This is a genomic window from Pseudomonas sp. NPDC085632 (genome assembly GCF_044541255.1).
Classification (GTDB): domain Bacteria; phylum Pseudomonadota; class Gammaproteobacteria; order Pseudomonadales; family Pseudomonadaceae; genus Aquipseudomonas.
Genome location: NZ_JBITSX010000001.1, coordinates 71,134 through 86,892 on the forward strand (window position 1 = coordinate 71,134; position 15,759 = coordinate 86,892).

Genomic DNA, 15,759 nt, shown 5'->3' on the forward strand with positions numbered 1-15,759 from the left:
TCAGTCTTCTTCATCACGTTGCAGTTCGAACAGCAGCAGCGAGCGCCCGGTGACCGAGTATTCGTGGCCGAAATCGAAGCGTTCCTGCCCACGGATCGACGGCTGATTGGTGTCGATCATGCACGTCCAGAAGCTGCCTTCCGGCACTTCCGGCAACGTGAAGTTGACGATGTCGTGATGGGCGTTGACCACCAGCAGCAAGGTCGCATCCGCACCCTTGCGGCGAATCCCGGTTTCCTGCGCGCGGCCGTCGAGCAACATGCCCAGGCAGCGATTGTGCGCATCGTGCCAATGCTCGGTGGTCATCTCGGTCGCATCCGGCGCCAGCCAGGTGACGTCCTTGACGCCGATGTCCTCGTTGTACTCGCCCACCAGAAAACGCCCGCGACGCAAAATCGGGTAAGTCAGGCGCAACTTGATCAGGCGTTTGACGAACTTGAGCAGTGCCTTGCCGTCCTCGCTCAGATCCCAGTTGACCCAACCGATTTCGCTGTCCTGGCAGTAGGCGTTGTTATTGCCGTCCTGAGTGCGGGCGAATTCATCACCGGCGACGATCATTGGCGTGCCCTGGGCGAGCAGCAGGGTGGCGAAGAAATTGCGCATCTGCCGATGACGCAGGGCATTGATTTCAGGGTCGTCAGTCGGGCCTTCGACACCGTGGTTCCACGACAGGTTGTTGTTGCTGCCGTCCTGATTGTTCTCGTCGTTGGCTTCATTGTGTTTGTCGTTGTACGACACCAGATCGTTGAGGGTGAAACCGTCGTGGGCGGTGATGAAGTTCACCGACGAATACGGCCGCCGCCCGCGCTGGTTGAACATCTCGCCGGAGGCGGTCATGCGGCTGGCGAAGTCGGCGACCTGACCGTCGTCACCTTTCCAGAAGGCGCGCACGGTGTCGCGGAACTTGTCGTTCCACTCGACCCAGCCCGGCGGGAAGTTGCCCACTTGATAACCACCGGGGCCGCAGTCCCACGGTTCGGCAATCATTTTCACCTGGCGCAGCACCGGGTCCTGACGGCAAGCGACGAGGAAGCTGTGACGCTCATCGAAACCATCGTGGTAGCGGCCGAGAATGGTCGCCAGATCGAAGCGGAAGCCGTCGACGTGCATCTCGCTGGCCCAGTAACGCAACGAGTCGGTGACCATTTGCAGGACGCACGGATGACTCAGGTCCAGCGTGTTGCCGGTGCCGGAGTCGTTGATGTAGAAGCGTTTGTCGTCGGGCATCAAGCGGTAGTAAGAGGCATTGTCGATGCCGCGCATCGACAGGGTCGGGCCTTGCTCGTTGCCCTCGGCGGTGTGGTTATAGACCACGTCGAGAATCACTTCGAGGTTGGCTTCGTGCAAGTGCGCGACCATCTCCTTGAATTCGGCAATCTTGCCGCTGGCCAGGTAGCGTGGGTCCGGGGCGAAAAAGGCGATGCTGTTATAGCCCCAGTAATTGGTCATGCCTTTGTGCAGCAGGTGCTGGTCGTTGACGAACGCGTGGATCGGCAGTAACTCGACCGTCGACACACCGAGCTTGCGGATGTGTTCGAGCACATCGTCGACCATCAACCCGGCAAAGGTGCCACGTACGTTCTCCGGCACCGAGGGGTGGCGCATGCTGATGCCGCGCACGTGGGTTTCGTAAATGATGGTTTTGTCCCACGGCACGCTGACACGGTGGTCGTTGCCCCACGTGTGTGCGGGGTCGATGACTTTGCACTTGGGCACGAACGGTGCGCTGTCGCGCTCATCGAAACTGAGGTCGGCATCCGGGTGGCCGATGGTGTAGCCGAACAGCGCTTCTGACCACTTGAGTTGGCCGACCAATTGCTTGGCGTACGGGTCGATGAGCAATTTGTTGTGGTTGAAGCGGTGACCGTTGGCCGGGTCATACGGGCCGTAGACGCGGTAGCCGTAGATCAGCCCCGGGTGCGCATCGGGCAGGTAGCCGTGGTAAATCTCGTCGGTGTATTCCGGCAGTTCGATGCGTTCGAGCTCAACCTCGCCGGCATCGTCGAAGATGCACAGTTCGACTTTGGTGGCGTTGGCGGAAAACAGGGCAAAGTTCACCCCCAGCCCATCCCAGGTTGCACCGAGGGGGAAGGGCAGGCCTTCACGGATTCTCGACGGCTCGGCGTGCGCGGTGGGCTCGGCTTTCTTTGGACGGGTCATGATTGCTCCTGCAAAAATCGGGGTAGTTCGGTTAACACCGGACCCTGTGGGAGCGAGCTTGCTCGCGAATGCGATCTGACATTCAACATTGCAGTCGCCTGACACTCCGCCTTCGCGAGCAAGCTCGCTCCCACAGGGATGGGTGTGCTTTCTTGAGGACGAGCGCGTCCTCGGTGGCGAGCGAACCCGCCACACGTTCATTCAGTTCAATAATCCGGTTAGAGCGTCAGATCGCCGAAGGCTTCTTCGGCGCTCGGGGCTTTTTCTCGGCGGCTTTCTCGCCCGGGGGAATCACTTTGGCGGCGCTGGCCGGTTTGGCTTTGGCCGCAGGTTTCGGTTTGGCGGCTGGGGCCTTGGCCTCAGTAGCCTTGCCTGCGGTTTTGCTGCCAGCCACTTTTGGTGGCTTTTTCGGGGCAAGGGCTTCCGCTTCGGCCAGTTTGCGCGCCATCTCCCAGTGGCGCTCCTCCTGGCCAGCAGGCTGACCTTCCGATTCCCAGATTTGATAGGCGAATTCGCGAATGCGTTTATCGTCGGTACTCATCGCAATGCTCCTGAACTGAACTCGTGCTTACGTTAAGTGTTGGATAAAGAGATTGACCGGGACATCCCCCAGCGCGTCGCTGATATTCAGCTCCCTGTTTTTTGTGACTGCTGTGCTTGAAAAAAGTCCCTTCAGGTTTGTGTCAGAGGCGGCGAACGGTAAAACCACCCGCGTATCGCCCCAGCGCAGCGCATCGACCTGAGGTACAGCACTGTTTTCCAGCAACGTGGCGCAACGGATCGGCACGATCACGATGGCCTGCTGCTCCTCGTGCTCGCGGGCAAACGCGAGCACGTTGTGCGCCTGACTGCCGAGCACTTCCAGAGCTTGGTAGCTGCCACGGCGGAACAGCTCGGCATGCTCGATACGCAGGGTCAACACTTGGGCGATCAAGGCTTGCTTGATGCGCCCGTCACGCCAGTTCGCCAGCAACTCCACAGGTGGCAATCGCTCCTGCAAGGCGTGTTCACGAGCGGCGTAATCCACCGGCCGGCGATTGTCCGGATCGACCAGGCTGAAGTCCCAGAACTCATTACCCTGATACAGATCCGGCACCCCCGGCACGGTCATGCGCAGCAAGGTTTGCGCCAAGCCATTGAGGGCGCCGGCAGCGGCGATGCTGTTGACGGTCTTGCTCAGTGCTGCGCGCAGCAGTTCGCCTTCTTCACCGGTGAGGAGTTTTTCGGTGAACGCCTGCGCGGCGTTTTCATAGACTTCATTGGGTGCGCTCCAACTGCTTTGCAGCTTGGCCTCGCGCAGGGCTTTCTGTTGCCATTGCCAGACGCGATTGGCGTAGTCAGCGAACCCGGCCTGATCGTCATCGCGCAGTTGCAGCGGCCAACTGCCCAGCAACGCTTGATAGAGGATCAGTTCATCGCCGCTCGACGGCATCTGCTCGTCAACGCGCACCGGGCGGGCGAGGGCGCGCCACAGTTCGATCTGCTCGGCGTACCAATGGCTGCGTTCACTGAGCACGGCCAGCCGCGCGCGCGTGTCTTCGCCGCGTTTGTGGTCGTGGGTCGCGGTGGCGAGCAAGTTGTCGGGGAATTCATTCAACCGTTGCTGATTGACCGCATGAAAGTCGCTGAGCGGGGCACTGAACTGTTCAGTGTTGTAGCCGACATCATTGCGCGACAACAGCACCGCAGAGCGATACAGCGCGGTGTCCTCCACGGCTTTGGCCGCCGCCGGAGACGTCAGTTGTTGAAAACGCACACAGGCATGCTTGAGGATCTTGCGTGAACGCCCACGTGGTTTGCGCCGCCACGGCGTGCCACCGAGCCAGGCGGCAACGCAGTCGAGCACCGGCCAGTCGGCTTCGCTCAGCGTTTGCCGGGCCCCGTCCATGGCTTGCTGGAAAAACACCTCGTCCTGCGCCGAGCGGCCCATGGCGCTGATGTAAGTGCGATAGACCGGGAAATGCACGATCAGCGCCTGCAGCACCCGGCGGATCGCACCGAGAGTCAGGTCGCGGGTCATCAGGTCATCGCGGGCGACTTGCAGCAGGGCCTGGGCGACGCTTTCGCAATCGCTGGCCAGCGAGCCGTTGAGAATCTGCTGACGCGCCAGCTGTGCTTCTTCGATGAACGCGGCCGGGCGTTCGGTGCGCCGCTGCCAGAGGTCACCGAGCACGAATTCACCGTCCGGGTCGTGTTGCAGCAGCGACAGCTGATTCATGAACTCGTAACCCGTGGTGCCATCCACCGCCCAGTCACGGTGCAGGGTTTCGCCGGCGCCGAGGATCTTCTCGACGTAGATCGGCAAGTGCCTGCCGGGCGCCAGCAGATCGACGCGCCGGCGCAGCTTGCGGCAATAACCACGCGGATCGGCGAGGCCGTCGATGTGGTCGATACGCAAGCCGTCGACCAGACCCTCGGCGATCAACTGGAAGATCTTGCCGTGGGTGGCCTCGAATACAGCCGGGCGCTCAACACGCAGCCCGCCGAGCTCGTTGATGTCGAAGAAGCGCCGCCAGTTGATGTCATCCGCCGCCGTGCGCCAACTCGCCAGACGATAGCTCTGACGCTCCAATAATTGATGCAGCTTGTGGAAGCCTTCTTCGGTGGTCGAGTCGAAATGCTGCAGGTTGCTGTGAATCGCTTCAAGCGTCTGCGAATCGCCCGCCAGTTCGCGCAGCTCTTCCTTCAGTGGCATCGCCAGCGAATGTGCATCAGTCTGATAACTGAGCGTGCTGAACCGGTCAGCGAGGGATTTCAGCGTCTCCTGATGTTTGAGGATCTCACCGTAATCACTCGGGCAGATCGGGAAATGATGATCGTAGTGCTCGACGTAAAAGCTGCCGGTGTTTGCCTTGAACAGCAGCTTCAGCGTGCCTTCCTGCAACGCCACACCATAATCGCTGCCAAGAAACGGCAGCAGCAACTGGCCTTCCATCAGCGGGTCGGGCGAGTGCCATTGAATGTCGAAGAACTCGCCGTAAGGGCTCAGCCGCCCCCATTCCAGCAGGTCGAGCCACCACGGATTGTCGTTGCCACCGACCGCCATGTGGTTGGAGACGATGTCGAGGATCAGTCCCATGTTGTGTTCGCGCAGGGTGCCGACCAAGCGCCTTAACGCCGGCTCGCCACCGAGTTCGGGGTTGACCTGGGTCGGGTCGACGACATCGTAGCCGTGCATGGAACCGGCCCGAGCCGCGAGCAGCGGCGAGGCGTAAATATGGCTGATACCGAGCCGGGCAAAGTAGGGCACCAGTGGCACGGCCTGTTCAAGGGTGAAGCATTTATGAAATTGCAGGCGCAAGGTCGCGCGTAGAGGCTGGATGAGCGCTTGATTCATTGGTCACGCTCGGCAGCCTGAAGACGCGCGCACGCGAGTAGTTCCAGACGTCGCGCCGCATCGGCGTCATCGAGCAATGCCTCGCTGGTGCCGGGTAAACGTCGTGACCAGTTCGGGTGGGTGTCGATGGTGCCCGGAAAATTCGCCTGTTCGTTGATGCCCAGCGCATCTTCCAGCGGCAGCAGCACCAACGGTGCACGGGTGTGGCCGAGGAATCGCACCGCGGCATCCACCACTTGATCGGCCTCGTGGGACTCCTCGCGAAAGTTCTGCGGGTCCTGGCTGAGCGCGCTGCGCAAACCTTCGCGCTCACGCTGGCGGTGCTGGCGCCATTCGATCTCACCGTTGGCGTCGACAAAACCCAACCGCGCGTTCCAGTCGATATCACGGCCATGCCACCAACCGTTGAGCGTTGGCAGATCATGGGTGCTGGTGGTCGCCAGTGCGTTGTCCGGCCAGTCGAGAATCGGTTTGAAATGGGTGTTGTCCTGTTCGAAGAGCAACACGCGCATGCCCAGCATGGAGCGGGCGATGAGCTTCTCGCGCAGGCCATCAGGCACGGTGCCGAGGTCTTCGCCGAGGACAATCGCTTGGTGGCGATGGGATTCAAGCGTCAGTAACCGCAGCAAGTCGTCGACCGGGTAATACAGGTACGCGCCATCGGCCGGTGCGGCGCCGTTGGGGATCACCCACAAGCGTTGCAGGCCCATGACATGGTCGATGCGCAAACCACCGGCGTGGGCGAAATTGGCGCGCAGCATGTCGATGAAAGCGCGAAAACCATTGCGGATCAGGCCTTCCGGCGAGAACGCGGAAATGCCCCAGCCTTGACCCGAGCGGTTGAGAATGTCCGGCGGTGCGCCGACGGTCAGTGAGGCGAGCAATTCATCCTGAAAACTCCAGGCCTGACTGCCAGCGCCATCGGCGCCCACCGCCAGATCGGCGATCAGGCCAATGCCCATGCCGGCGCTGCGTGCGGCGGTTTGCGCGCGTTCCAGACAACGGTGGATCAGCCATTGGCAGAAAGCGAAATAGCCGATGCGCTCGGCGTATTCTTCGGCAAAGGCTTCCAGCGCCGCGCCGCGTGGGTCGTGCCAGTGCTCTGGCCATTGCCGCCAGTCGAGGTTCTCGCCACGGGCGGCACGCATTTCCTGAATCGCTTCGAAACGGCAGTGATTTTCCAGTGCTTCGCCACCGGCGTGACGGAAACTGGCGAAGTCCGGGTGCAGCGGGTGGTCGCCGGCGACGAATCCTTCATACAAGGCTTGCAAGAGTTTTTGCTTGGCGTCGGCGGCGCTCGGCCAGTCAATCAGTTTAAGGTCTTCGAGTTGCGCGAACTGCTCCGCCAGGCCTGCCGCGTCGATGGCATCGCGCAAGGCGCGTTCACCGAGAATGGCGCCCGGTGCGGCGTACAGGGAATTGAGGAACAGCCGGCTGGACGGAGAATAAGGGCTATAACGGCCGGTATCGGCGCTGAACATGGCGTGCAGCGGGCTGATCGCCAGGGCCTCGGCGCCGCGCTCACCGGCCACGCGCACCAGTTCTTCCAGCGCTTGAGTGTCGCCGAAACCACAGTCGCCGGGCCGACGCAGGGAATACAACTGCACGCTCAGGCCCCACGCGCGCGGGATTGGATTGTCGACCGCATCGCCGACGCTGAAGCAGCGCTCCGGGGCGACGGCCAGGGTGAAGTATTGATCGCCAATGTGCACTTGCTGATAACCGACCGGGATCAGGCCCGGCAACACCGCTTCGCTATCCAGTTTGAGGTTCAGGCGTGAACCGTCTTCAAGGTGGATTTCGCAGGGGGTTTCAGGCGAAAAGTAACGCGCCAGATCAACGCCGACACCGACATCGCTGGTCAACAGCGGCGGCAGATGGCGATCTTGTTGAACGGCTTGCAATTCCAACAGGCTGGCGTCGATTTCCTGCGCCGTGCTGGCCGGGTGGCCGAGTCCTATGAGGACATTGCGCAGCACCGCCGGGGCGACTTTTTGCGGGCGGCCGTTGGCGTCGATCCAGTCGACGGCGAGGCCGGCGCGGCTTGCAAGAATTTCCAGTTGCGCATCGCTCATAGGCGCTCTCCATTCAGAGGTTGCAAAGGGGTTGCGGCCGTGAGGCTGACAAGCGCGCAATACGCGGGCAGTACGCCCGATTCCGATAGATCGACGGTGGATGGCTGTTGAAATAACCACACGGCCTCGGTCTGTGGAGGGTTGACCACTGGCGTGTCGCTGAGGTTCAGGTCAATTCGCAGCTCGCTGCCATTGCCCAGGCGCCAGCGCGCACTGACCGCGCCATAACCGAGCATATGGGCGCCGAGCGCTTGCGTGCCGGACAGATGGGGAATGATGTATTGATGGCGAAATTGCAGCAGCTTCTGGTACAGCGCGAGGGTTTCCTGCTGTTTTTCGCTGCCATGGCCGATCAACCTTGGCTGTGAGGCGTGGAAGGTTTTGTCGGCATTCGGGTCGGGAATCTGCTCGCGCTTGTGCGGATCGGTGAAGGCGCTGAAGGCGGCGAACTCGTTGCGGCGACCCTCACGTACCAACTTGGCCAGTTCGCCGTGGTGACTGGTGAAAAACAGGAACGGCTGCTCGGCGGCGAATTCATCGCCCATGAACATCAGCGGAATCATCGGCGACAGCAGCAACAGCACGGTCGCTGCCTGCACGGCACGCGGATCGGCCAGATGATGCAGGCGCTCGCCGAACGCGCGGTTGCCGATCTGATCGTGGTTTTGCAGGAACAGCACGAACGCCGTGGAGGGCAGGTGTTCGCTGGGCTCGCCGCGCGGTTCGCCGTGACGGGTGATGTGGCCCTGGAAGACAAATCCCTGACTCAGGCAGCGCACCAGTTGTTCAGTGGGTTGTGCGGCGTAGTCGGCGTAATAGGCGTCGGTTTCACCGGTGAGCAGGACGTGCAGGGCGTTATGCCCGTCGTCGTTCCACTGCGCGTCGTAGTCGTATTCCAACAGGCTCGACTGGTTGAGTTCGTTTTCCACGGTCAGCCAGACATGTCGACTCGGGTCGATCTGTGCGCGGATGCGTCGGGCCATCTCGGTGAGGAAATCCGGGTCTTCGATGGCATGCACGGCATCCAGGCGCAGACCGTCAAAGCGGTATTCGAGCAACCACATCAGTGCGTTTTCGATAAAGAATTCACGCACTTCGTCGCGGCGGAAATCGATCGCCGCGCCCCACGGCGTGTGTTTGTCTTCGCGGAAAAAGCCTTTCGCGTAACGATGCAGGTAATTGCCGTCAGGGCCGAAGTGGTTGTAGACCACGTCGAGAATCACCGCCAGACCGTGGCCGTGGGCACTGTCGATCAGGTGTTTGAGTTGTTCCGGCGTGCCGTAGGAGGCTTGCGGGGCGTAAGGCAAAACACCGTCGTAGCCCCAATTGCGTTCGCCGGGGAACTGCGCCAGCGGCATCAGTTCGATGGCGGTGATGCCCAGGCCCGCAAGGCGCGCCAGATGTTGTTCGACTTCCGCGAAACCCCCGAGCGCACCGACGTGCAACTCGTAGATCACCGCTTCGCTCCACGGACGACCGTGCCAGGCCGTGTGTCGCCATTGATAACTCAGCGGATCGACCACCACGCTGTGGCGGTCAAGGTCGCCATCCTGTGCCCTGGAGGCCGGGTCGGGCACCTCCAGTTCGCCGTCGATGTTGTAGCGGTAGCGAGTGCCCGCCGGAAAGCGGGTCTTGATCACGAACCAGCCGTCTGCCTGCGGCAGCATTGGCAACGACTGGCCGTTTTCAAGTTCGACACTGACGTAAAACGCATCTGGCGCCCATAGCGCAAATTGCGTGTGTTCGGCGTCCAGCATGATCGCGCCGTGGGGCCAGGTTTCAGTAGACCGTAACGGCATCGTGGTGAACCTCCCTGGTTATTTGTGGTGAGCTTTACCCAGCGCCTTGGCGACCAGTTGTTCGTAGAGTTCGGCGTACGGTTCAACCGCTTTGCACCAGTTGAACGGTGCAGCCATCGCCCGGCAACGCATGGCATTGAGCAATTCGGGGAAGGCAAACACCTTGAACGCGCGGCTCAGGGCTTCCTGATAGCTTTCAGCGCTGGACTCATCAAAGAGGAAACCGGTGACACCGTTTTCAATGGTGTCGGCCAGCCCGCCGGTATTGCGTGCGACCGGTAGCGAGCCGAAGCGCTGGGCGTACATCTGGCTCAAACCGCAAGGCTCGTAACGCGATGGCATCAGCAGGAAGTCGCTGCCGGCGAACATGCGCCGGGCGTCGGTTTCGTTGAAGCCGATACGCACGCCGATCTGCCCGGGAAAACGCAGCGCCAGTTCGCGCATGGCTTGTTCTTCCTCCGGTTCGCCGCGACCGATGATGGCGATCTGGCCGCCGTTCTGCACGATGTACTCGGACACCGCTATCGTCAGGTCCAGACCTTTTTGATAGACCAGTCGCGACACCACAGCGAACAGCGGGCCTTCTGAATCATTCAATTCAAATAGCTCACGCACATGCGCGGCGTTGACCGCTTTGCCTTCCCAATCACCGATGGCAAATGGCGCGAACAGGTGCGGATCGGTAGCGGCGTCCCAGCTCTCATCGATGCCGTTGGGAATGCCGCTGAGCAAACCTTGCTGGGTCTTGGCGGCGAGAAAACCGTCGAGGCCGCAGCCGAAGTCCGGGGTGGTGATTTCCTGCGCGTAGGTGGCGCTGACCGTGGTGATATGGCTCGAATACGCCATGCCGGCCTTGAGGAATGACATCTTGCCGTAGAACTCCATGCCTTCCTGTTGCAGGGCATGGGTGGGAATACCCAGTTCGGGGCAGGAGCCGAGGCTGGTCACGCCTTGATAAGCGAGATTGTGAATGGTGAACAGGGTCGGTGTGCGTTGCCCGCGCCAGTGCATATAGGCAGGGGCGAGACCGGCCGGCCAGTCATGGGCGTGCACCAGATCCGGGCACCAGTGAATTTGTGCGAGATTGGCGGCGATATCGGCGGCGGCCAGGCCCAGGCGGGCGAAACGAATGTGGTTGTCCGGCCAGTCGCGACCGTTGTTGGCGCCGTAAGGCGAGCCTTCACGCTCGTAGAGTTCGGGGCAGATCAATACGTAGATCACCAGACCGTCCGGCATGTCCATGCGCCCGATCTTGCACGGTGGCAATGCGGCGTGGCCGCCGAGTTCGCCGATGATGTGGATCGGGTTTTCGCTGTGCATCACCTGCGGGTAACCGGGGATCAACACGCGCACGTCGTGCAGATGGGCCATGGCCCGGGGCAGGGCGGCAGACACGTCACCCAGGCCGCCGGTCTTGACCAGATCGGCGATTTCCGAGGTAACGAATAACACTTTTTTCTTGTTGGGGTTCTGGCTCGCTACTGGAGTCAGCGTTTTGGTGCCGGGGACGTTGATCTGTCGGCTGCCAGGAACACTGACGGTGCTCGATTCTCCAACCGACTGCTGAGCACGCTCTCCCTGAATATCCAATGCCGCACTGATCATATGAATCTCCCGTCTCGTTGATCTGATTCTTGTCTTGAACAAGCGATGTCCATGGCCAAGTCCTGTGGCCGGGCGCAAACGCGCCACGCATCGGTGAGCAAACGCTACCCAACACGCGCAAGCAGAATGGGTGATCGGGCCGTTGCAAGGATTGCACCAGTCGCTTTGGCCCTGTCTTTCTGATGACCCGTCGCCACGCGCAAAAGTTTCGACTTTTTTTCCGCGATGTGACGGGTCGGTTTTACCCCGCGAAAGTCAGTCTAGGCCAGATCCTAGAGCGGGCCAGAGCAAATGGGTAAATTGTTCGACAATCGGTTTGCCGTTAACGGAAACCGTGCTCTGGAAGGGCAAACGCACCGACGAAGTGCAGGTTTTTCTGCGAGTCAGGGCCAAAACGGTGACTGGGCAGTCACGATTTTGTGCTAGCGAGGAGGGCGGGCGCACTGTTGTGGTGCGGGCAGTTTGTCGAAAGGATGACTGTGAATGCCTCTTCGCGAGCAAGCTCGCTCCCGCAGGGGATCTTCAATGGACAAAAAATCTGTTCCTGGCACAGATCCAATGTGGGAGCGAGCTTGCTCGCGAAGGCGGTGGTCGCTACATCGGCGCAATGAGGGGAAATCTCAGTTCAGCAGGCGAATCGGCTCCCCAGCCGCCCAAGCCTGAATATCCTCGATCATCTGCGAAAAGAACTGCGCATAGTTCTGCCGACTGACATAGCCGACATGCGGCGTCGCCAGCACATTGTCGAGTGTGCGAAACGGGTGCATCGCTGGCAGCGGCTCCTGCTCGAACACATCCAGGGCTGCCCCGGCGAGCTGTTGTTTCTGCAAGGCCTTGATCAGCGCCGCTTCATCGACAATCGGCCCGCGCGCAGTGTTGACCAGCAGTGCTGTCGGCTTCATCCAGCCCAGCGCCTGCGCATCGACCAAGCCCCGACTGCGCTCGCTGAGTACCAGATGCACCGACAACACATCGGCCTGCTCGAACAGCTCCTGCTTGCTCACGTACGTCACGCCAGCCTGTTCAGCCCGTTCGGCCGTAAGGTTTTCGCTCCAGGCAATCACCCGCATGCCGAACACCTGGCCGAACTGCGCGACGCGCTGGCCGATGCTGCCCAGACCGAGGATGCCGAGGGTCTTGCCATGCAGGTCACCGCCCAGCCCCTGCTGCCAATCACCGGCGCGAAGGGAATTAGCCTCATTCACCAGATTGCGCGTGGCCGCCATGATCAGCGCCCAGGTCAACTCCGGCGCCGCATGCTTGTAACTGTCAGTGCCGCACACCGTGATGCCCAGTTTTGCCGCCGCTTGCATGTCCAGCGCCGCGTTGCGCATGCCGCCGGTGACCAGCAACTTGAGATTGGGCAGACGCTTGAGCAAGTCCTCATCGAAACGCGTGCGCTCGCGCATCACGCAGATCACCTGATAGCGGCCCAGACGCTCGGCCAGGGTGGCGTTGTCGGCCGGGTAATCGTGTTCGAACGTCACTTCACCGAGACTATCGAGCACTGACCAGTCGACCACATCGCGAGCCACGTCCTGCCAGTCATCGATCACTGCAATCTGCACCGCCATCTGCCTTACCTCATCAACGCACGGGATTGGATGTATTGAGCCAGTCGAGCAGGGCCTTGTGGAACTGCGCCGGTTCTTCCATTTGTGGGGCGTGGCCCATGCCGGGAAACTCCACCAGCGTCGACTGCGGGATCAGCTTGGCCACTTGTTTGCCGAGCACCTCATAGTGGCCGATTTTCGCTTTCACCTCAGGCGGCGCGAGGTCCTTGCCGATGGCCGTGGTGTCGGAGGTACCGATCAGCAGCAGGGTCGGCATCTTCAAGTCCTTGAACTCGTAGTACACCGGTTGGGTGAAAATCATGTCGTAGATCAGCGCCGAGTTCCAAGCGACCTCGGTCTTGCCCGGGCCTTTGCTCAGCCCGGCGAGCATGTCGACCCAGCGGTCGAATTCCGGTTTCCAGCGGCCGTCGTAGTAGGTGGTGCGTTCGTAATCGCGAATACCTTGGGCGCTGACTTTCAGCTCGCGCTGATACCATTGGTCCACCGTGCGATAGGGCACGCCGAGGGCCTTCCAGTCTTCCAGACCGATCGGGTTGACCAGTGCCAGTTGCTCGACCTGCTCGGGGAATAGCAAGGCATAGCGGGTGGCGAGCATGCCGCCGGTGGAGTGGCCGAGCAACGTGGCTTTCTGAATGCCCAACGCTTTGAGCAATTGCTGAGTGTTGGTCGCCAGTTGCTGAAAGCTGTACTGATAGTGGTCAGGTTTGCTGGAGGTGCAGAAGCCGATTTGATCTGGCGCGATCACTCGGTAACCGGACTCGCTCAAGGCCTTGATCGAACTGTCCCAGGTCGCTGCGCAAAAATTCTTGCCGTGCATCAGCACCACGGTGCGGCCATTGGCCTTGCCGTGAGCGGCGACGTCCATGTAACCCATTTGCAGGGATTTACCCTGAGACTGAAAAGCAAAGTGTTTAAGCGTGTAAGGGTATTCGAAGCCTTGCAGTTCCGGGCCATAGGCCGGGCCTTCAGGCGCTGATTCAGTTGGCGTCGCAGCCTGCACTGACAGCGGCAGGGCGGCGCAAAGAAACAGGCCGGGAAGCCAACGGGAAAACGTGACAGACATAAGGTCAAACTCCGTTTGAAATCGGCCGATGCTGGAACGGCTGGATTATGCCGACGTTAAACACAGGCAATGCCCGCGTCCGAACGTTCAACCCAGCCAGCCCAGCGTCAGCATGGCCAGCACGCCATAACGGGCACCTTTGGCCAAGGTGACGATCAACAAAAACCGCCCGAGCGGTTCACGCATGACGCCGGCAATCAGTGTCAGCGGATCACCAATGATCGGCATCCAACTCAGCAGCAACGACCAGTGGCCGTAACGCTCATAATGTTTGCGCGCCCGGGCCATGTGCGCGGGGCCGACCGGAAACCAGGGTCGATCCTGAAAGCGCTCGATGCCGCGGCCCAGCCACCAGTTGACCAGTGAGCCGAGTACGTTGCCCAGCGTCGCCACGGCCAGCAGGCCCCACAACCAGTAGCGTTCGCTGACGATCAAACCGACCAGCAATGCCTCGGACTGCAGCGGCAACAAGGTCGCCGCGCCGAATGCGGCGAGAAACAATCCACCGTAAGCCGCGATGATCAATGTGCCGGGTAATCCGCCACGACCACATCAGCGCCGTCCTTTTTCAGGCCGATCACTTGATAAGCATCGCTCATGCCGTCCATTTCCATGCCCGGCGACCCCATCGGCATACCCGGAGCAGCCACGCCGAGCAGATCGTCACGCTTGCTCAGGGCCAACACTTGCTCCGCCGGCACGTGGCCTTCGACGAATTTGCCGTTGATGATTGCGGTGTGGCACGACGCCAGACGCGGCGGTACGCCATGTTGTTGCTTGAAGCTGCTCATGTCGCTTTCGACGTGATCGTCGACTTTGAAGCCGTTGGCTTCGAGGTGGCTGATCCATTTTTTGCAGCAGCCGCAATTGGCGTCACGATGGACTTCGATCGGGATCAGGTCGGCGGCCTGGGCCAGGGAAGAAATGAACAGGGCGCTCAGGGCGACCAGACGCAGATGGGTTCGCATAACGGATTCTCGGCTCGGCTGACGATCAGAAAAGAACGCATTTTGACCGGTTTTTTCCGCCCGGCATCAACGCAATGTTTCCAGTTGTTGCAAGGCAGGCTGGCAAGATGATCGTAGATCAACGCTGACAGGTTGCTGAGCGCGAGATGACAAAGTTGTCAGGTGGCCACATCTGGCGATGGTGTGAATCTGTGGGAGCGAGCTTGCTCGCGAATGCGGTCATTCAGGCACTGAAGCAGTAACTGGCAGATTGCTTTCGCGAGCAAGCTCGCTCCCACAAGGGTTATCTGTTGGGCAGAAAGCCCTTGTGGGAATCAGAGATCAGCGCACTTTGAAGCGCCCCATGATCGCGCTCACCCGGCTGTTGGCTTCAAGTAACTGATGGGTGTTGAGCTCGCTGGCTTTGCCGCTCTGCACCAGCTCATCGACCATGTGACGGATCTGCACCATGCTGCGGTTGATCTCTTCGGTGACGGCGCTTTGTTGTTCGGCGGCGGTGGCGATCTGCGTGCTGAGGCTGTTGATGTGGCTGACCGAGCCGGCCATTTCGTCCAGACCGGAGTTGACCCGTGCAGTCGCGTCGGCAGCCGACTGGCAACTGGCCTGGGTGTTCTCCATGGCGCTGACCGACGAGCTCACGCCTTGCGTCAGACGCGTCAACATCTCGTTGATTTCCGAAGTGCTGGCCTGGGTGCGCGCGGCAAGGGCGCGGACTTCATCGGCGACCACGGCAAAACCACGGCCCTGCTCACCGGCGCGCGCGGCTTCGATGGCAGCGTTGAGCGCCAGCAGGTTGGTCTGCCCGGCAATCGCGCCGATCACCCCGAGGATCTCGGTGATGCGCTGAGCGTCCTGCTGCATGTTTTCGACTTTGTGCGTAGCGCTGGCCACTTCATCGATCAGCGCCACCACGCTGTTGGTCGCTTCGCCCACCACCACACGCGAACGGTCGGCGTTTTCGTTGGCGCGCTGGGTGAAAGCGGCGGTTTCAGCGGCATTCTGCGCCACGCTTTCTGCCGTTGAACTCATCTCGGTGATGGCGGTAACGGTCTGATCGGTTTCCGAGGCGTGACGCAGCAGTATCTGGCTGGTGTGTGCCGAGGTGCGTTGCAGGTTGTCGAGGCTGGAAGCCATGGCGCCGGTGGCCTGGGTAACTTCGCCGATCATGTTTTGCAGGT

The 15,759-nt window shown here is 60.9% G+C and carries 10 protein-coding genes and 1 pseudogene; all 11 read right to left on the reverse strand.

Features of this window, described 5'->3' with window-relative positions; translation table 11 throughout:
* Entirely contained in the window at window positions 1–2,160 is a 2,160-nt protein-coding gene (gene glgX / locus ACIF4X_RS00270; RefSeq protein ID WP_397480437.1) for a glycogen debranching protein GlgX, read from the reverse strand.
* Between the two features lie 226 nt (window positions 2,161–2,386).
* Complete coding sequence (locus tag ACIF4X_RS00275) at window positions 2,387–2,701, reverse strand: DUF2934 domain-containing protein (protein WP_397480438.1); 315 nt, start codon at window positions 2,699–2,701, stop codon at window positions 2,387–2,389.
* Between the two features lie 27 nt (window positions 2,702–2,728).
* On the reverse strand, window positions 2,729–5,497 hold the full coding sequence (locus ACIF4X_RS00280; RefSeq protein WP_397480439.1) for a malto-oligosyltrehalose synthase: 2,769 nt from the start codon (window positions 5,495–5,497) through the stop codon (window positions 2,729–2,731).
* On the reverse strand, window positions 5,494–7,572 hold the full coding sequence (malQ, locus tag ACIF4X_RS00285) for a 4-alpha-glucanotransferase (RefSeq protein WP_397480440.1): 2,079 nt from the start codon (window positions 7,570–7,572) through the stop codon (window positions 5,494–5,496). The genes ACIF4X_RS00280 and malQ overlap by 4 nt, the downstream gene beginning before the upstream one ends.
* Complete coding sequence (gene treZ, locus ACIF4X_RS00290; RefSeq protein ID WP_397480441.1) at window positions 7,569–9,371, reverse strand: malto-oligosyltrehalose trehalohydrolase; 1,803 nt, start codon at window positions 9,369–9,371, stop codon at window positions 7,569–7,571. The genes malQ and treZ overlap by 4 nt, the downstream gene beginning before the upstream one ends.
* An 18-nt stretch (window positions 9,372–9,389) precedes the next feature.
* Entirely contained in the window at window positions 9,390–10,976 is a 1,587-nt protein-coding gene (gene glgA, locus ACIF4X_RS00295) for a glycogen synthase GlgA (protein WP_397480442.1), read from the reverse strand.
* Between the two features lie 620 nt (window positions 10,977–11,596).
* Window positions 11,597–12,550, reverse strand: coding sequence for a D-2-hydroxyacid dehydrogenase family protein (locus ACIF4X_RS00300; protein ID WP_397480443.1), 954 nt, complete (start codon window positions 12,548–12,550; stop codon window positions 11,597–11,599).
* A gap of 13 nt (window positions 12,551–12,563) precedes the next feature.
* Window positions 12,564–13,613 carry an alpha/beta fold hydrolase gene (locus ACIF4X_RS00305; protein ID WP_397480444.1) on the reverse strand — a complete coding sequence of 350 codons (1,050 nt, stop codon included), beginning with the start codon at window positions 13,611–13,613 and terminating at the stop codon, window positions 12,564–12,566.
* 87 nt (window positions 13,614–13,700) lie between these two features.
* Entirely contained in the window at window positions 13,701–14,135 is a 435-nt protein-coding gene (locus tag ACIF4X_RS00310) for a YqaA family protein (RefSeq protein ID WP_397480702.1), read from the reverse strand.
* Window positions 14,135–14,581, reverse strand: coding sequence for a DUF411 domain-containing protein (locus tag ACIF4X_RS00315; RefSeq protein WP_038368994.1), 447 nt, complete (start codon window positions 14,579–14,581; stop codon window positions 14,135–14,137). Before ACIF4X_RS00315 ends, ACIF4X_RS00310 begins: the two co-directional genes overlap by 1 nt.
* 321 nt (window positions 14,582–14,902) lie before the next feature.
* Window positions 14,903–15,430 (reverse strand): annotated as a pseudogene (locus ACIF4X_RS00320) (methyl-accepting chemotaxis protein); the annotation flags it as partial.
* Window positions 15,431–15,759 lie beyond the last annotated feature (329 nt).